Source organism: Arthrobacter sp. TMT4-20 (genome assembly GCF_054510775.1).
The window spans coordinates 115,095-132,555 of the sequence record NZ_JBTNDW010000005.1; the positions used below are offsets into that span (position 1 = coordinate 115,095).

Annotated in this window: 17 protein-coding genes; 10 read left to right on the forward strand and 7 right to left on the reverse strand. The window is 64.8% G+C overall.

The annotated features are described in order from the left end of the window. Nucleotides 1-65 precede the first annotated feature (65 nt). Nucleotides 66-794 carry a TIGR03089 family protein gene (locus ACX80Z_RS06810; RefSeq protein ID WP_459315365.1) on the forward strand — a complete coding sequence of 243 codons (729 nt, stop codon included), beginning with the start codon at nt 66-68 and terminating at the stop codon, nt 792-794. On the opposite strand, the gene ACX80Z_RS06815 is transcribed toward ACX80Z_RS06810, so the two are convergent. Next, complete coding sequence (locus ACX80Z_RS06815) at nt 772-1,377, reverse strand: GtrA family protein (protein WP_019483643.1); 606 nt, start codon at nt 1,375-1,377, stop codon at nt 772-774. The two genes, ACX80Z_RS06810 and ACX80Z_RS06815, sit on opposite strands and share 23 nt — an antisense overlap. Before the next feature lie 193 nt (nt 1,378-1,570). Here ACX80Z_RS06815 and ACX80Z_RS06820 point away from each other — a divergent pair, with 193 nt between their 5' ends. The 5 genes from ACX80Z_RS06820 to ACX80Z_RS06840 all read left to right on the forward strand — a co-directional run bounded on the left by ACX80Z_RS06820 (nt 1,571) and on the right by ACX80Z_RS06840 (nt 7,973). Then, nucleotides 1,571-2,752, forward strand: a complete 1,182-nt coding sequence (locus ACX80Z_RS06820; RefSeq protein WP_459304410.1) for a 5-(carboxyamino)imidazole ribonucleotide synthase — start codon at nt 1,571-1,573, stop codon at nt 2,750-2,752. A 23-nt stretch (nt 2,753-2,775) separates the two neighbouring features. Beyond that, nucleotides 2,776-3,279, forward strand: coding sequence for a 5-(carboxyamino)imidazole ribonucleotide mutase (gene purE, locus ACX80Z_RS06825; RefSeq protein WP_459315413.1), 504 nt, complete (start codon nt 2,776-2,778; stop codon nt 3,277-3,279). Next, nucleotides 3,276-4,868, forward strand: coding sequence for an LCP family protein (locus ACX80Z_RS06830; RefSeq protein WP_459315366.1), 1,593 nt, complete (start codon nt 3,276-3,278; stop codon nt 4,866-4,868). Before purE ends, ACX80Z_RS06830 begins: the two co-directional genes overlap by 4 nt. Before the next feature lie 15 nt (nt 4,869-4,883). Beyond that, nucleotides 4,884-6,146 (forward strand): mannose-6-phosphate isomerase, class I, encoded by a 1,263-nt coding sequence (gene manA, locus ACX80Z_RS06835; protein ID WP_459315367.1) that lies wholly within the window; start codon nt 4,884-4,886, stop codon nt 6,144-6,146. Between the two features lie 189 nt (nt 6,147-6,335). Further along, the gene (locus ACX80Z_RS06840) at nt 6,336-7,973 is read left to right on the forward strand and encodes an ABC-F family ATP-binding cassette domain-containing protein (RefSeq protein WP_459315368.1); all 1,638 of its coding nucleotides are present in this window, start codon (nt 6,336-6,338) and stop codon (nt 7,971-7,973) included. Between the two features lies 1 nt (nt 7,974). On the opposite strand, the gene ACX80Z_RS06845 is transcribed toward ACX80Z_RS06840, so the two are convergent. Continuing rightward, complete coding sequence (locus tag ACX80Z_RS06845; protein ID WP_459315369.1) at nt 7,975-9,006, reverse strand: lipid II:glycine glycyltransferase FemX; 1,032 nt, start codon at nt 9,004-9,006, stop codon at nt 7,975-7,977. Nucleotides 9,007-9,046: 40 nt separating this feature from the next. Further along, nucleotides 9,047-10,096: a class II fructose-bisphosphatase gene (glpX, locus tag ACX80Z_RS06850; protein WP_035747578.1), complete on the reverse strand. Its 1,050-nt coding sequence runs from the start codon at nt 10,094-10,096 to the stop codon at nt 9,047-9,049. 157 nt (nt 10,097-10,253) lie between these two features. Between glpX and ACX80Z_RS06855 the strand changes: the two genes are divergently transcribed. From ACX80Z_RS06855 to ACX80Z_RS06865, 3 genes are read left to right on the forward strand one after another with little or no spacing between them, the layout of a single operon-like run. Then, on the forward strand, nt 10,254-10,883 hold the full coding sequence (locus ACX80Z_RS06855) for a DUF4245 domain-containing protein (RefSeq protein ID WP_459315370.1): 630 nt from the start codon (nt 10,254-10,256) through the stop codon (nt 10,881-10,883). A gap of 38 nt (nt 10,884-10,921) precedes the next feature. After that, nucleotides 10,922-11,536: a carbonic anhydrase gene (locus ACX80Z_RS06860; RefSeq protein WP_019483652.1), complete on the forward strand. Its 615-nt coding sequence runs from the start codon at nt 10,922-10,924 to the stop codon at nt 11,534-11,536. A 39-nt stretch (nt 11,537-11,575) separates the two neighbouring features. Continuing rightward, nucleotides 11,576-13,003, forward strand: coding sequence for a class II fumarate hydratase (locus ACX80Z_RS06865; RefSeq protein ID WP_019483653.1), 1,428 nt, complete (start codon nt 11,576-11,578; stop codon nt 13,001-13,003). A gap of 108 nt (nt 13,004-13,111) precedes the next feature. Here the strand turns inward: ACX80Z_RS06865 and ACX80Z_RS06870 are convergent, their stop codons facing one another. Next, nucleotides 13,112-13,582 carry an NUDIX hydrolase gene (locus ACX80Z_RS06870; RefSeq protein ID WP_019483654.1) on the reverse strand — a complete coding sequence of 157 codons (471 nt, stop codon included), beginning with the start codon at nt 13,580-13,582 and terminating at the stop codon, nt 13,112-13,114. A 4-nt stretch (nt 13,583-13,586) separates the two neighbouring features. Continuing rightward, nucleotides 13,587-14,099: a prepilin peptidase gene (locus ACX80Z_RS06875; protein WP_459315371.1), complete on the reverse strand. Its 513-nt coding sequence runs from the start codon at nt 14,097-14,099 to the stop codon at nt 13,587-13,589. Between the two features lie 58 nt (nt 14,100-14,157). On the opposite strand from ACX80Z_RS06875, the gene ACX80Z_RS06880 reads away from it, so the two are divergent. Then, nucleotides 14,158-14,901, forward strand: a complete 744-nt coding sequence (locus tag ACX80Z_RS06880) for a hypothetical protein (protein WP_459315372.1) — start codon at nt 14,158-14,160, stop codon at nt 14,899-14,901. Between the two features lie 39 nt (nt 14,902-14,940). Here the strand turns inward: ACX80Z_RS06880 and ACX80Z_RS06885 are convergent, their stop codons facing one another. After that, entirely contained in the window at nt 14,941-16,272 is a 1,332-nt protein-coding gene (locus ACX80Z_RS06885) for a PhoH family protein (protein ID WP_019483657.1), read from the reverse strand. 347 nt (nt 16,273-16,619) lie between these two features. Further along, nucleotides 16,620-17,381: an isoprenyl transferase gene (locus tag ACX80Z_RS06890; RefSeq protein ID WP_459315373.1), complete on the reverse strand. Its 762-nt coding sequence runs from the start codon at nt 17,379-17,381 to the stop codon at nt 16,620-16,622. Nucleotides 17,382-17,461 lie beyond the last annotated feature (80 nt).

The window sequence follows — 17,461 nt, forward strand, 5'->3', positions numbered from 1 at the left end:
CCTGCCAGGAAAATCAGCCAGAAAATACGGAAAAATAAAATTCGCCAGGAAGGCCCCAACCGGTCATGGATTCAGCCACACCAGTCCCCCAGCTCATGAATCAACTCCGCACGGTGAACCCGTCGGCTCCGCGCCTGATCTGGTATGGGCCGGGCAGTGAGCGGATCGAGCTCTCCGGCCGAGTACTGGACAACTGGGTGGCCAAGACCTCCAACCTCCTGGTCGAAGAACTGGACGCCACCGCTGGCACCCGGGTTGCGCTGCAGCTGCCGGGCCATTGGAAAACCCTCGTATGGGCCCTGGCCTGCTGGCAGGTAGGGGCCATACCAGTCGACGGCTCCGCCGGATCGGACCAGCCGGTGGACATAGTGGTGAGTTCCTCCGACGCCGCGACGGTAACCGAACCAACCCAGCTTCTGGTGCTGGTAGCTCTCGGCGCGCTCGACCTGAAGTGGCCAGGGCAGCTCCCGGCCGGGGCGGTCGACTATGCCGCCGAGGTCCGCAGCTATGGGGATGAGTTCCTCGATCTTCCGCCAGCTGATGCAGACCGGCTGGCCGTGGAGCAGGATGGCATGGGGCTGGGCATGCAGGTCCTCTTCGATCGCGCCTCCGCCTGCGGCTGGACGCCCGCCGGCGTTTTACTGGTGCCGGCAGACCTGCCGCTGGAGACGGCTCTGGCCGCAGCAGTGCACTGCTGGACCACCGGGGGCACCTTGATCGTCGTCGACCCGGGTGTCGAACTGACCGAGAAACTGCTGGCTAGCGAGCGCGTTACTGATCGCGTGGGAGGGTAGGGTCCCCCGACGGGCTGTCCAGCGAATCGACAATCCTGGGTCCCGCCGGAGCGCCGCTTGTCTCGCTCACTTGCCCATCAGTGCTTCTTTCGTCGGGGTGGCCGAAGAGTTCACGGTCGTGGCTGAAGGCGGGGTCCTCGTCGAGTTCGACGTTGAACACCCAGAACCGGTAGGCGACGAAGCGCAGGATCGTGGCGAGCACCGTGCCGACGATCCCGGCAAAGAACAGGGTGGGTCGGTCAGTGATGTCGAGCGGATACTTGGCGATCCAGACACAGCCCGCTGCGATTCCCATTCCGATGACGTTGATGAACACGAACATGGTCAGTTCGCGCATCGGGTTGGCCTGCCTGCGGCGCCTGAAGGTCCAGTAACGGTTGGCGATCCAGGAGAAAACGGTAGCGACTGACGCGGAGACGAAACGCGCCTTGACCTCGCTGTCTGCCATGGGGCCGTGGATCAGGTACCAGAACAGTCCGTTGTCGATCACAAACGCCACACCGCCAACAGCACCAAACTTGGCGACCTCTCGCCAGAACAGGGAGGCTAGGCCCCTGATACGCTCTGCCACTCTGGAAAACATGACCCTCCGCGGTCCGGTTGCATGACTGGTTCACCTTGATCGCGGACATGCAATCGTGAATGAAGTACCACCATGCTCCATGCATAACGGCCAGTGAGTTATTTTAGCCGTCAAGCATGGGAGATTCCTAGAAACCCTCCCGGCGCAGGCTTCGCATACCAGCGCACCGCCGAGCAGTGGGTACCCTGAATACGTGACTTTCCCAGTAATAGGCGTAGTTGGCGGCGGCCAGTTAGCCCGAATGATGGCCCCCGCCGCTGTCCAGCTCGGCTTCACCCTCCGTGTCCTTGCCGAAGGCCCTGACGTCTCGGCGGTAGCCGCTGTCGCCTCCTCGACCATTGGTGACTACCGCAACCTCGACGATCTCCGGGACTTTGCCAGCGGTGTGGATGTGCTGACCTTCGACCACGAACACGTCCCCGGCGACCTGCTCAGGGCGCTGCAGTCCGACGGCGTCAACGTGCAACCGCAGCCCGAGGCCCTCGCCCACGCACAGGACAAAATTGTGATGCGCCGCGCCATCGACCGGATGGGGCTCCCCAATCCTGAGTGGGCTGAGGTCTCTTCGGTCGAGGAACTGTGCGTTTTCGGGGACCGGATTGGGTGGCCTGTGGTCCTGAAGACCCCCCGCGGTGGGTACGACGGTAAGGGCGTCATGGTCCTCGACACACCGGCCGACGCCGACCGCGCCGCCGCGTGGTTCCAGGGCAGCCCGCTGCTCGCCGAAGCCAAGGTCGAGTTCAGCCGTGAACTGTCGGCCCTGGTGGCCCGTACCCCGTCCGGGGCCTCCCGGGCCTGGCCGGTCGTTCACTCGATCCAGGTGGACGGGGTCTGCGATGAAGTCATAGCGCCCGCTGCCGACCTCCCCGCGGACCTTGCGGCGTCGATCGGTGCGGCCGCGCTCAGAATCGCCGATGAGTTGGGGGTGACCGGAGTAATGGCGGTCGAACTCTTCCAGACCCCGGGCACCGATACCGGCTTCATGGTGAATGAGCTGGCCATGCGCCCGCACAACTCCGGCCACTGGACCATGGACGGCTCAGTCACCGGACAATTCGAGCAGCATCTTCGCGCGGTCCTTGACCTACCCCTGGGCGACACCCGAACGCTGGGTACCGTGACAGTGATGAAGAACTATCTCGGTGGCGACAACGTTGATCTCTTTAGCGCCTATCCCGCGGCCCTGGCGGCTGAACCAGCTGCGAAAATTCATTCCTACGGCAAGGATGTGAGGCCCGGCCGCAAGATCGGCCACGTCAATGCAGTGGCTCTGGCAGGCGAAAGCCTCGAAACCGTCCGGAACCGGGCGGAGCGAACTGCGGCTATTCTCCGGAATGGGCCCGCCAGTTCAAAGACCCGGAAGGAAAACGCGTGAATAATCCGTTGGTAGGGCTCGTCATGGGGTCGGATTCGGACTGGCCGGTCATGGAGGGGGCGGCGCAGGCCCTGACCGAATTCGGGGTCGCCTTCGAGGCCGACGTCGTCTCAGCCCACCGGATGCCCGCCGAAATGATCGCGTACGGGCAACAGGCACAGGAACGGGGCCTGCGGGTCATCATCGCCGGTGCGGGCGGCGCCGCGCACCTGCCCGGAATGCTGGCCTCGGTGACCGTGCTGCCGGTGATTGGCGTGCCGGTGCCGCTGAAGTACCTCGACGGAATGGATTCCCTCCTGTCGATCGTTCAGATGCCTGCCGGAGTGCCAGTTGCCGCCGTCTCGATTGGTGGTGCCCGCAACGCTGGGCTGCTCGCCGTGCGGATGCTTGCGGCCGGCGAGGACAGCCTGGCGCAACGCCTCCGGGGCGAGCTCGTCGATTTTGCGGCCGGCTTGCGGGAGACCGCCGTTCAAAAGGGTGCGGCCCTTCGGGCGCGAGCGACCCTGCCCGAGGAGAGCGGCGTATGAGCCAGGCTTCCGACCCAGAGGGGCAATGGTTGCTCACCGACCCGGTTCGCTACCCGGAGTCAGCGACACCCAGGGTACGCACCAAACGCGCCTTCGTCCTGCTGTTGCTGACCCTGGTTCTTCCTGGCTCGGCGCAGATTGTCGCCGGCGATCGGGGCTTGGGCCGGCGGGCGCTTCTGGTGACCTTCGCGGTCTGGCTGGCGGTGTTGGCCGCTATCGTTATCGCGGTCACCAACCGGACAGCACTGGTGAGCGCGGTGACCCACCAGTGGTGGTCACTCGCCCTGATTATCGTGTTGCTGGTACTTGCCGTGTCCTGGGCCATTCTCTTCCTGAACACCCTGCGGATTATCAGGCCCCCTCTGCTGGAGCGATCTATGCGTCCGGTTGTCGCCGGATCATTGGTGGCACTGATGGTGGTTACCAGCGGATCCCTTGCCTACGGCGCGTATCTGCTCAATGTGAGCCGTGGCACCTTCGGCTCCATCTTTCAGGCCGGGCCCGCATTCGATCCGGTTGATGGGCGGTACAACTTCCTGCTGATGGGCGGCGACGCCGGTGAGGACCGGACCGGACGCCGGCCCGACAGCATTTCGGTGATCAGCGTCGATGCGTCTTCCGGGGCCACAGTGACCTTCAGCATCCCCCGCAACTTCCAGAATGCCCCGTTCACCGAGGATTCCCCCCTGTGGCAGATCTACCCGGACGGGTACAACTGCGGCGATGAATGCATTATCAACAGCCTTTACCCGATAGTCGCCCAGGACCATGCCGACCTCTACCCGGAGTCCGACGATCCGGGAGCGGAAGCGATGATGGATGCCGCCGGCGGCATCCTGGGGATCGAGGTACAGGCCTACATCCTGGTCGACATGGAAGGCTTTTCCCAGGTCATCGACGCCATGGGCGGAATCACCATCGACGCTGGCGGGTGGGTTCCGATCACCGCCGCAGAGATCCCCGGCACCAACCCGATCCGGCACTATCCGCCCTCCGGGTGGATTGCCCCCGGTGTGCAGACCCTCGATGGGTACCACGCGCTCTGGTACGCACGATCCCGGGAGTTCGTCACCGACTACCACCGCATCGCCCGCCAGCAGTGCGTCCAGCAGGCCATGATCGCCCAACTGGATCCGGCGACCGTCCTTACCCGGTTCGAGGATCTGGCCAGTGCCGGCGCTGACATCGTCGAAACCGACATCCCCCTGGACCAGTTGGGGAGCTTCGTCGACCTTGCCCTGAAAGCGAAGAACCACGAAACCCGTCGCCTGACTATCGGCCCACCCGACTTCGGCACGGCGGCAGACAACTTCGTCACCTATCCGGTGTTCGAGGAAATCCATCAGCGGGTGCAGCAGACCCTGGCGGAAACCACCGGGGCCGAACCGGCAGCAGACGCACCCGTCCCAGCTGAACTGGAGGCAGCCACAGCGGTGTCGGTCTTCAAACCAGCGGAACCAACCATCGTCCCCGCGCAGGTGACCGCCCCGGAAATTACTGAAGAGTACCTGCAGCAGCTGGCCACCATCGGGGATATTGCAACCCTCAGCACCCTGTTGGACAACAACGGGGAATGCAGTCCCGCCTAAGGAAACGAGTCAGCCATGTACCTGCTGGAGAACACGCTGCGGCCCTACGCCTGGGGCTCCGAGACGGCTATCGCTGAGCTGCTCGGCCGGGTCCCCTCGGGGGGGCCCGAAGCTGAACTCTGGGTGGGAGCCCACCCAGACTCACCCTCCCAGGTGGTGCTGGAGGACGGTACCCGCCAGCTCCTGGACCAGTTGATCGCCTCCGACCCGGAGCGGGCGCTTGGCAACGAAGCCGTGCAGCGTTTCGGTGACCGGCTGCCATTCCTGCTGAAGGTCCTCGCCGCCGCGGCGCCGCTGTCCCTTCAGGTCCACCCGAGCAGCACCCAAGCTGCGGCCGGGTTTGCAGCCGAGAACGCTGCCGGCATACCCGCCGACGCTCCGCACCGCAATTACCGGGACGGGTTCCACAAACCCGAGATGATTTTGGCGCTCACCCCGTTTGAGGCTCTGTGCGGGTTCCGGCCCGTGTCCGAAGCCGCTGACGTGTTCGAGCGGTTGATCTCAGCCGTCGAGGCAACCGGGGCCAGCGCTCCCGCGCTACTCGCCGACGTCGTCAGCGACCTCAGGGGAGCGGATCAGCGGGAGGCCCTCCGTGGCGCCTTCACCCGTCTGCTGACCACGGCCGATGCCACTCAGGCCGCCGAGTCAGTCGCGACGGCGCTGGCATCGGTACCCGGCCGGGACGCCGCGACCGTGCGCGAACTCACCGACCACTATCCAGGCGACCCCGGCGTCCTCGTCGCCCTGCTGTTGAACCGGGTGTCGTTGGATCCCGGTCAGGCCATCTACCTTCCGGCCGGGAACGTCCACGCCTACCTCAGCGGCCTGGGGATTGAGGTGATGGCTGCCTCGGATAACGTGCTGCGGGGTGGGCTGACCCCGAAACACGTTGACGTTCCCGAGTTGCTGAAGACGGTGCGCTTCGAATCGGTCAGCGTGCCGGCCGTCGAGGTCCGGCACACGGGGCTTGGCCAGGAACTGTACTGCCCGCCGTTCGACGAATTCGCCCTGCAACGCCTTGAGCTCCGCGCCGGGTCGGATTCAATGGCCTCCGCTGATGTACCCCTGGCCCAGAACGGTCCGGTGTTGGTGCTGGCCGTCTCGGGCAGCATCGTCCTTGACTCCCCTCGCGGCGACCTGCTCGTGCCTCGCGGTTCCAGTGCCTTCGTCCCGGCCAACGAGGCTCCCGTCATGGTCAAGCTCGCCGCCGGTACCGGGCCCGACACCGATCAGGACGACGACGGCGCCCTCGCCTTCGCGGTGACTCTCGCCGGCTGAGCTCCACCACCTGGGACCTTGCACCGGCTCCGGGGCGCAGAAAAGTGGCCTCCCCGCATCTGAGTGGTCGGCCCACCACTTATCTGCACCCCAGCCACTTATCTGCGGGCCGGAGTGTAGCCCAGCCACTTTTCTGCGACGCAGGGGTGCAGCGCAGCCCCTTGCGGCCCGAGTCCCTAAGATAGATGGGTGACTGCTTCCCTCGTGGCGAAGGACCTCTCCGGAGGCCACGCCCACCGCACTCTTTTCTCCGGCCTGAATCTGACGGTGGCACCGGGCGACGTCGTCGGCGTCGTCGGCGCCAATGGTGCGGGTAAATCGACGCTGCTCCGGCTCCTCGCCGGCGCCGACGACCCGCTCGGCGGCAGCGTAACCACCACCCCCACTGACGCGTTTGTCGGATGGTTACCGCAGGAGCAGGAACGACTTCCGGGCGAGACCATCGGGGGCTACCTCGGTCGGCGGACGGGAACGACGGCGGCCACCGCGGCGATGGAAGCCGCCGCCGACGAACTGGCCTCCGGAACCCAGGCAGCCAATGACACTTATGGGGCCGCCCTCGACCACTGGATGGCGTGTGGGGCCGCCGATCTCGCCGACCGCGTCCCCCAGGTACTGGCTGAGCTTGGCCTGACGCTCGGACCTGACACCCCGATGACCGGTCTCTCAGGCGGGCAGGCTGCCCGGGTGGCGCTGGCGGCGCTGCTGCTCAGCCGCTTCGACATCGTGCTCCTCGACGAGCCCACCAATGACCTGGATCTGGCTGGCCTTGCGCGCCTGGAGGAGTTTGTACGGGGCCTGCGGGGCGGTGTTGTCCTGGTCTCTCACGACCGCGAGTTCCTGGCCCGCTGCATCACCACGGTGGTGGAACTTGACCTGGCCCAGGGCAGTGTTGCCGTCTACGACGGCGGGTACGACGCGTATCTTGAGGAACGCGCCGTCGCGAAACGTCATGCGCGGGAAGCCTACGAGGAGTTCGCCGACAAGAAGTCCGACCTTGTCTCCCGCGCCCGCACCCAGCGGGAGTGGAGTTCCCAGGGCGTCCGCAACGCGATGAAGAAGAGCCCGGACAATGACAAGATTCGCCGGCGCGCGAGCATGGAATCCTCGGAGAAGCAGGCGCAAAAGGTCCGGCAGATGGAATCGCGGATTTCCCGCCTCGACCAGGTGGCCGAACCGCGCAAGGAATGGCAGCTGCAGTTCAGCATCGGCTCCGCCCCGCGCTCCAGCTCGGTGGTGGCAACCCTCAACCGCGCGGTCGTCAGCCGCGGCGGGTTCACTCTCGGGCCGGTCACGCTGCAGGTCAATGCCGGGGACCGGATTGGGATTACCGGGCCGAACGGTGCGGGGAAATCCACCCTGCTGGCCCTGCTGCTGGGTCAGTTGGTGCCCGACGACGGCGGCGCCGGGCTGGGCGCGAGCGTCGCAGTGGGAGAGATTGATCAAGCCCGCGGCGTGTTTGCGGAGTCCGAACCGTTGGGCGATGCGTTTGAAGCGCTGGTCCCGAGCCTCAACCGGGCTGAGGTCCGCACCTTGCTGGCCAAGTTCGGGCTCAAGGCCGACCAGGTCAGCGGTACCGTGGGCAGCCTCTCCCCCGGGGAGCGCACCCGTGCTGCGCTGGCCCTCCTGCAGTCCCGCGGAGTGAACCTGCTGGTGCTTGACGAGCCCACCAACCATCTCGACCTGCCGGCCATTGAACAGCTGGAGGGAGCACTCGAGAACTACGATGGTGCGCTGCTCCTGGTCTCCCATGACCGCCGCCTGCTCGAGAATGTCAGGTTGGACTCCCGCTGGGCCGTGGCCGACGGTCAGGTCACCGCCAACTAGCCTAGGAGCGTCCCGGCAGCTTCGCCTTCAGCTTCGCTGCAGTGGCCTGGGCGAGGCGCACTCCGTCCCGGGCCAACGGCATTGCCCGGGAATACAGGGGGTAGAGGGGCGAGAGCGGCTTGTCCCAGGTTCCGGCCAGCTGGTTCTCGTGCTTGGCCCAGCCCATCTTGAACTTGGATACTCCGTCGTTGAGCAGCCCGTTGAAGTCGTAGCGCACCGCGCCGCGCTCCTTCATGGACTGGATTGCCAACCACTTCAGGGCATAGTTGGCGCGCAACTGTTCACCCTCGGGAGTCATCCCCCCATAGAGTTCGAAGACCGTGTGATCGCTGGCGGACAGCCAGAGGAACGCGACGACGTCGTCGCCCTGGAAAGCGGCGATCACCGGCGACGCGCTGCCAAGGTTGTCGTAGATGTCCAGATAGTAGGGATCCTCGTGGATGCCGAACCCCGCCCGTTCGGCAGTCTGGCGATAGACGGCAAGGCACCGGGGCAACTCCGCACGGGTCACCTCCCGGTACTCGAGGTCCTCCCGGCCGGACTTCCTGATGTACTGTCGGTGCTTTTTGCTCATCCCGGCGAGCAGCTCATCCTCGCTGAGGGTGAGGTCGAGGATGAGGGTACGGCCGATCAGGATGGTGTTCGCGGTGCTGCGCCACCCGGCTGCCGGCAGTGCCATGGCGGGAGCCGCATCGGCATCCCAGTCGGGTTCGATGCTCAACGCCACTGGCCGGTGCGCCTGGCGGACATAGACTTCCAGCGCGCCCAGCACGTCGGCCTCGCGCCCCGGCACTGTCTGTGGCCCGCGCGGGCAGTACGCCAAGGACCTGAACGGCACGGGAAGCTTGCGGAGCAGCACCTGTGCGCAGCCCACCAGTACGCCGTCGTCCTGCATCAGCACCCGGTCAACGCTCCACCCGTGGGCGGCCTTGGTCTTGCCCCAGCCCCAGAGCTGCTGGGGGTGCCCCAGCAGCTCATTCACAGCGGAGTCCCACCGGGACTCGTCGACGCATTGCACAACAGTAAGGGTCATGCCCTCAACCCTAGCGCTGATCGAGAACCCGCCGGGCGTCCTACTTCAGACGCGCGTAGCTTTCCCACTTGTGGGCCTGGTGCTCGCCGTCGACCACGCGGATGGTTCCCGACTTGGACCGCATCACGATGGACTGGGTCAGGACTTTACCCTTGTTGTAACGGACACCGCGCACCAGATCGCCGTCGGTGATGCCGGTGGCAGCGAAGTAGCAGTTGTCACTGGTTACCAGGTCTGAGGTGGACATCACCCGATCAAGGTCGTGACCGGCGTCGATGGCCTTCTGTTTTTCCTCATCGCTGGTGGGCCACAACCGGCCCTGGATCACTCCGCCCAGCGATTTGATGGCGCAGGCAGCGACGATGCCCTCGGGGGTGCCGCCGATCCCCATCAGGGCGTCGACGTCGGTGCCCTCACGGGCTGCCGCAATGGCTCCGGCCACGTCGCCGTCCATGATGAACTTGGTGCGCGCACCGGCGGCACGGATTTCGTCGACCAGGGGACGGTGGCGGTCGCGGTCCAGAATCATCACTGTCACCTGGTTGACCGACTTGCCCTTGGCTTTGGCGATCAGGTGCAGGTTCTGCTTGACGGGGAGGCGCAGATCAACCATGTCGGCGGCCTCCGGGCCAGTAACCAGCTTCTCCATGTAGAACACGGCGGAAGGGTCAAACATGGTGCCGCGCTCGGCGACCGCAAGCACCGCAATCGCATTGTTGATGCCGAGCGCGGTGAGGCGGGTGCCATCGATCGGGTCGACAGCGACGTCGCACTCGGGGCCGCTACCGTCTCCGACCCGCTCGCCGTTGAACAACATGGGGGCTTCGTCCTTCTCCCCCTCACCAATGACCACGACGCCGTTGAAGTGGACCGTTGACAGGAGCGAGCGCATGGCGTCGACTGCTGCACCATCCGCTTTGAGCTTGTCGCCGTACCCAACCCAATGGCCACCGGCGATGGCCGCAGCTTCGGTCACACGGACCAGTTCCAGGGCGAGGTTGCGGTCCGGCTCGTCGTCGCCGACCGCCAGCGAGCGGGAGAGCGTTGAATACTGGGCTGATTTGGCGTTGTTGGACACGTCAATCCTCATCGTCGAAGCGGTGCTGTGCCATTGCTGGCGAAAGCTGCGGGACTTATCCCCTGCCGCAATCATAGTGGCCGCTGGTCTGCCCGCACTATGCGTGACGACGATACGAGACGGCGGGGCCCGAATAGGTGCGCACCCGCAAGTGGTGGAAAATGGATGTGTGAGCACCCCCCAGCCCGGATCGACAGAGCACCCCACCGACGGCGACGCGCGCCCCGACACTGAACCGCCAGTCACGCCGGTATTGACGCCGAAGCAGGCGAAGCGCGCCAACTCGACAGTCGTCGGCATGCTGATAGCAATTGCGGCTACCTTCGGCCTGGTGCTGCCGGTGTTGCTGTTCAATCCCACCCACACGGCCGAGACTTATGCCCGGGATATTGATGTACCGAACGTGTCGTCCGAGGCAGCGGATATTGCCGGCTATGTTCCACTGGCACCCGACCTGCCGGGAGGGTGGACCTCGAACTTCGCCCGCTGGAACACCGGCGGCAGCGACGGCGTCCCCTTCTGGGAGGTGGGCTATCTCACCCCCGAGCGGCAGTTCATCCAGCTCACCCAGACCGACAACGCCAACCCCACTTGGACGGCGCAGCGGCTCGACGGCGCCCAGGTGTCGGGCCAACGCACCATCGACACCCTCGACTGGGAACTGCTGGACAGTTCGTCGGGTGACACCTTCCTCACCGCAGAGACCGGTGAGTACACCCTGATTCTGAACGGTACCGCCGATCTCGCTGAATTCGACGTACTCGGCGCTGCAATCCTCGACGATCTAGCCGCGTCTTAGAGTCCAATCGCGGGCTGGATCCGGCGTAAGGTTGTGCCGTGGATAACGAACTGACCCCCGTTGATGCCTGGTCCCGCCTCCGTGACGGAAACCTGCGTTTTGTTTCGGGCAGCTCCTCGCACCCGAATCAGGACGCGCTGCATCGTGCCTCTTTGGTTGACACCCAGCACCCCTTCGCTGTCATCTTCGGCTGTTCGGATTCCCGGCTGGCCGCCGAGATCATTTTCGACCTCGGCCTCGGCGACATCTTCGTGGTGCGTACCGCGGGGCAGGTCATCGACGACGCGGTGCTGGGATCCCTGGAATTCAGTGTGAGCGTGCTGAATGTTCCGCTGATCGTGGTCCTTGGGCATGACCGCTGCGGAGCCGTCTCGGCGACCATTGACGCAATCGACTCCGGGGAGATGCCCGCCGGTTTCCTGCGCGAACTGGTGGAACGGATCACTCCCTCCGTCCTCACGTCCCGACGCAACGGGGTTACGGACATCAACGCGACGGTCGTTGAGCACATCAAGCAGACCTCCAAGCGCATGGTCGATTCGTCGCGGGTCATCGCCGACGCCGTCGAGAACGACACCACAGCCGTGATAGGTGTCACCTACCGGCTTGAGGACGGCAAGGCTGAGATCGTTTCCGGATTTGGTGCCTTGTAGGATTTGGTGCCTTGTAGCCCCACCGGCGAGAATTGGCGCATGACTCAATCGCCTGGATCCGACGCCGAATTCCGTATTGAACACGACACGATGGGCGAGGTCCGGGTTCCGGTCAACGCGCTCTACCGTGCCCAGACCCAACGCGCGGTGGAAAACTTCCCCATCTCCGGCACCCGCCTTGAGCGCGCGCACATCGAAGCGCTGGCCCGCATCAAGAAGGCTGCGGCGACCGCCAACGCCGAGCTGGGAGTGCTCGACGACGAGCGCGCCCGTGCCATCGAGGCCGCAGCTGAAGAGGTGGCCCAGGGACTCTACGACGGCGACTTCCCCGTCGACATTTACCAGACTGGTTCCGGCACGTCGTCGAACATGAACATCAACGAGGTCATTGCCACCCTGGCGAGCCGCGCCCTTGCCGCCGCGGGCAGCGAAACCTCGGTGCACCCCAACGACCACGTCAACGCCTCACAGTCGTCCAACGATGTGTTCCCAACGTCCGTCCATGTGGCCGCGGCGTCGGCACTGACCAAGGACCTGGTCCCGGCACTGGAACACCTCGCAGCATCGCTGGAACGGAAAGCCGACGAGTTCAAGACCGTGGTCAAGTCCGGTCGCACCCACCTGATGGATGCGACGCCGGTGACCCTGGGCCAGGAGTTTGGCGGCTACGCCGCCCAGGTGCGGTACGGCGTCGAGCGCATCCAGGCTTCCCTCCCCCGGGTGGCCGAGGTACCGCTGGGTGGCACGGCCGTCGGCACCGGCATCAACACGCCGGCCGGTTTCCCTGCACGGGTCATCGAACTGCTGGCCAGCGACACCGGGCTCCCCCTCACCGAGGCACGCGATCACTTCGAGGCCCAGGCCAACCGTGACGGGCTCGTTGAGGTCTCGGGGATGCTGCGTACCATCGCCGTGTCACTGACCAAGATCAATAACGACCTGCGCTGGCTGGGATCGGGGCCCAACACCGGCCTCGGCGAGATCGCGCTGCCCGATCTGCAGCCGGGATCGTCGATTATGCCCGGCAAGGTCAACCCGGTGATCTGTGAGGCAGTCATCATGGTGTGCGCCCAGGTGATGGGCAATGACGCAACGGTGGCCATCTCCGGCACCAACGGAGCGTTCGAGCTTAACGTCGGCATCCCGGTCATCGCCCGCAACGTGCTGGAATCGGTGCGGCTGCTGAGCACCTCCACCCGTGTGATGGCCGACAAGATGATCGACGGCATCACCGCCAATGAGGAGCGGGCCCGATTCCTGGCCGAGGCATCGCCGTCGATCGTGACCCCGCTGAACAAATACATCGGCTACGAGAACGCAGCCAAGATCGCCAAGAAGGCCGTCGCCGAGGGCCTCACGGTCCGGGAGGCCGTCGTCGCCCTCGGGTTTGTGGAACGCGGGGAGCTCACCGAGCAGCAGCTGGACGACTCCCTCGATGTGCTCTCCATGACCCGCCCTCCGCAGTAGCCCAGCACCACCCCCGAACGCCATAAACTGCCCCGAGGGTCAGGTTCGCCGATTTGCAGTCGGCGGATCTAACCCTCGGGGCAGTTTCTGTTGCGCCGGTTGGCCGCCCTAGCGAATGAAGTGGGGGACGCCGTCGGCGGTCAGTGCCGCCTCGACGAGCTGCCGGTGGCGTTCGTTCAGTTCCGGGAGCTGATCGAGGGGGAACCAGCCGACGTCGGTGGATTCGTCGTCGTTCACCAGGGCCTCTCCCGAGACGTACCGGCAGCTGAAATCGGTGGTCAGGAAGGTGCAGATGTCCCCGTTGGGGAAGGTCACGGGCCCCACCACCTCCACCCGGATCAGGTGCTCCACCCGGGCTCGCACGCCGGTCTCTTCGAAGATCTCCCGGACAATGCCGGCCGCCGGTTCCTCACCTGGCTCAAGCATCCCGGTGATGACCGTCCACTGTCCGTTGTCGGAACGCTTCCCGAGCAGCACCCGCCCGTCGTCGTCGAACACCACGCCGCCGACGCCGGGCAACCAGAGGGGCTCATGCCCGACCTTCTCGCGGAGGGACAGGACATAGTCAGGGGTAGGCATGAGATCAGCCTAGCGAGGGGACGGCCAGGACCAACGCAGCTCCGGCAATCATGAACGGCCCGAACGGGATTGCCGACTTGAGTGTGCCCCGGCGGCTGAGGATCAAGACCAGTCCCCAGAGCGCTCCGAGCCCAAACGCTGCGAAGGTCCCCCACAGCAGTTGGCCCCAGCCCACAAAACCCAGGTAGAGCCCCAGCCAACCGGCGAGCTTCACGTCCCCGAATCCCATCCCCGCCGGGTACACCACCCGCAACAGGAAGTACGCCAGCCAGAGGACGGCGGCCCCGCCAACCATCGTGAGCGTCCGCCCTGCGTCGCTGGCCAGCAGGGCCGCAGAGCCGAGCAACACACCAGTGAGGGGGTAGGCCGGAAAGACGATCCGGTTTGGCAGCAGATGGCTACGGAAATCGACAACGCTGAGCCGGACTCCGACCACGCCAAAAACGACCAGCGCCAGTCCAAGGAGGAGCCCGGCAACGGGTCGGTCCTGGAAGTACCCGGCAAGGATGGCGGTCATGGGATCCAAGCTACTGGACCCCTGCGAACCGGCCAATGGCGGCGGTTAGACTGTGGACATGTCAGCAACTCACAGTGAAACACCAGCAGCCACCTTCCGGTCGCTCTGCAGGTCATCCCCCTGGAAGTGGGAGACCCTGCGCTTCACTGTGGCGTGGCGACTATCCGAGGGAGAGACCCGGCCACTCAAGGCCTGGCTGCGTCGGCCGGCGGCGCTCCGGGTTGAGGACAACGACGGCGTCCTCCTCCACAGCACCACTGGCACTGCCGGCTCACGGGACGCCCTCTACGTCAGCGCCACCAGGAAATCCTGGCTCCTTGCCCCACGGCTGATCACCCCCGTCTACAACGACGCCGGCTTCGTGCTGCGCCGCCCGGACGCCGCGTACGGTGAACCCGCCTTCGGCGACCCGCGGTGGGCCGCGATGCTGGACCCGGTCGAATTTGCTGGGGACGCGCCGGTGGCCTTCGAGTCCCCCTTCGCCAACCGGGTGGAGCTGGAGAACATCGTCGAAGAGGAGTTTGAGGGCCGGCCAGTCCTCAGCGCCGTTGCCACCCCCAACCTCACCTACAAACCCCACACTGACGGCTACCCGCTGATCGGTCGTGGTCGCACCGAGGTGAAAGTTGACCTCGGAACAGGAATCTGTGTGTCGACCCTCGCCCTGGACGGGGCGTTCGCTGGGGGTGGGCACTGGCTGCGGGTCCTCGGGGTGGACGAGTACATGGTTGATGATCTCTTCGTTGACTCCGATAACCAGCTCACCGATGTCAGCGCCCACATCCCGTGGAACGTGTCCTGACCCGGCTGCTGCCTGACGCCTGCCCCCAGCGGGAACTGACTAGATTTCGGCGCCCTCAAGCAACTCGGTGACGAGAGCCGCGATCGGCGAGCGCTCGGACCTGGTCAGGGTGATGTGGCCGAACAGCGGGTGACCTTTGAGGGTTTCCACCACTGCTGCGATCCCGTCATGGCGCCCCACCCGCAGATTGTCGCGCTGCGCGACGTCGTGAGTCAGGACAATGCGCGAGTTCTGCCCAATCCTGCTCATCACCGTCAGCAGCACGTTCTTTTCCAGCGACTGGGCTTCGTCGACGATGACGAACGAATCGTGAAGACTTCGCCCACGAATATGGGTTAGCGGAAGCACCTCAAGCATTCCGCGATCCATCACTTCCTCCACCACCTCCTGCGACACCAGCGCGCCCAGCGTATCGAAGACCGCCTGCGCCCACGGGTTCATCTTTTCGCTCTCGCTGCCGGGCAGATAGCCCAGTTCCTGGCCGCCGACGGCGTACAACGGCCTGAACACCACCACCTTGCGGTGTTCGCGGCGTTCCAGGACCGCCTCCAACCCGGCGCACAGTGCCAGTGCCGATTTGCCGGTGCCGGCTCGCCCGCCCATCGAAACAATCCCCACCTCGGGATCCATCAGGAGGTCGATGGCCAACCGTTGTTCGGCGGACCGCCCATGGAGTCCAAACACATCACGATCACCACGCACCAGTCGCACCTGTTTGTCCGCCCCCACCCTGCCCAGCGCTGACCCCCGGACCGAGTGCATGACCAGACCGGTGTTGGCAGGCATTTCAGCGGCTTCGGGAAGGAACACGGGCTGATGGTCGTAGAGCGTGTTGACGTCAGCTTCAGCGACGTCCAGCTCAGCTACCCCGGTCCAGCCCGAGTCCTTCACCAACTCGTTGCGGTACTCGTCCGCTTTCAGACCCATCGCCGATGCCTTGACCCGCATCGGCAGGTCCTTCGACACCACTGTGACGTTCCTGCCCTCATCGGAGAGGTTCTTCGCCACCGCGAGGATCCGCGAGTCGTTGTCCCCGCTCCTGAATCCTGCTGGTAACACCTCCGGCGAGATGTGGTTCAGCTCCACCCGCAGCGTTCCGCCCTCTTCCCCGAGAGGGATCGCCTGGTTGAGGCCATGATGCTGGACCCGCAGATCATCAAGCAACCGCAACGCCTTGCGCGCAAAATAGCCAAGCTCGGGGTCGTTACGCTTGGCCTCCAGTTCGCTGATCACCACGATCGGCAGGATCACCTCATGTTCGGCGAACCGCATAATGGCGCGCGGGTCCGAGAGCAGCACCGACGTGTCGACGACGTAGCTTCGGCTACCAAGGCTTTCAACAGACGAAAGGCCCGCCTCAGCAAGGATCAATTCTTCATCCGTGCTACTGCGAGCCTTGGTGGCGTGTGCTGGGGGGAGGGTCTGGCCTGAATCGAATGAACTCTGTGTTGGGTCAGATATGGCCACGTGGACTCCACTCCGGGGCGTGCAATCCCCGACTTGTTAAGGGGTGGGTGAGACAGTGAGGCCGCGAGGCCTGGCACGGCCTCCCCTGACGTCGCGCTGTGCTGGTGAGCACTGTTCGCTGCATCGGTAGCCTCCCGATCAGAAGGCCCTGGTGCCTCCTGATGGTGTCGAGAATACGCCCGGCATCGGGCCCACGAGAGTTTGGCGCGGCGTGTCGAAGAATAATTCGAGGTGAACTTCCGCTTGAATCCTTAGCCGCCGAATCGCCGCTGGCGCCGCCCATAATCCCGGAGCGCACGCAGGAAATCCACCCGGCGGAAGTCGGGCCAGAGCGCTTCGCAGAAGTAGAACTCGCTGTAGGCGCTCTGCCACATCAGAAACCCTGACAACCGCTGCTCTCCCGAGGTCCTAATCACCAGGTCGGGGTCAGGTTGTCCGCGGGTGTACAGGAAAGAGGAGATTTGCTGGTCGGTGAGACCGGTGGCAACGTCTTCCAGCGACTGCCCCTGCGCTGCCGAGGCGAGCAGTAGTTCTTTGACGGCGTCGACAATTTCCCGGCGTCCCCCATAGCCCACCGCGACATTCACGTGCAGACCGTCAATTTCCCTGGTCTGTGTGGCCAGCGAGCACAGCTTGTCCGAGAGGTTGTCGGGCAGCAGTTCAAGCGCCCCGACGGGTTGCACCCGTACCCGGTTGCCCTCCCGCAGCCGATCGAGGGTATTGGCGATGATGTCCAATAGCTGCGCTATTTCCTCGGGGGAACGGCTCATGTTGTCGGTGGAAAGCATGTAAAGCGTCACCACCTCGACGCCCAGCTCTTCGCACCAGCCCAGAAACTCGTGGATCTTGTCGGCACCGGCCTGATGTCCATCCCGGGTCGGAGCGCCCGCTAACTTGGCCCACCGCCGGTTGCCGTCGACCATTACACCGATGTGATGCGGAATCCTTTCGGGATCCAGCGACCGCTGGAGCTTGCGTTCGTAAAAGTTATAGGCGAATCCTGGAAACTTCACTGGGTGGTTCACCTATCCTTCTTCCGTTGGTCGCCAATCTGATAGCTCTACTCCTAAGGTACAGCCACGGACCAGCTCCA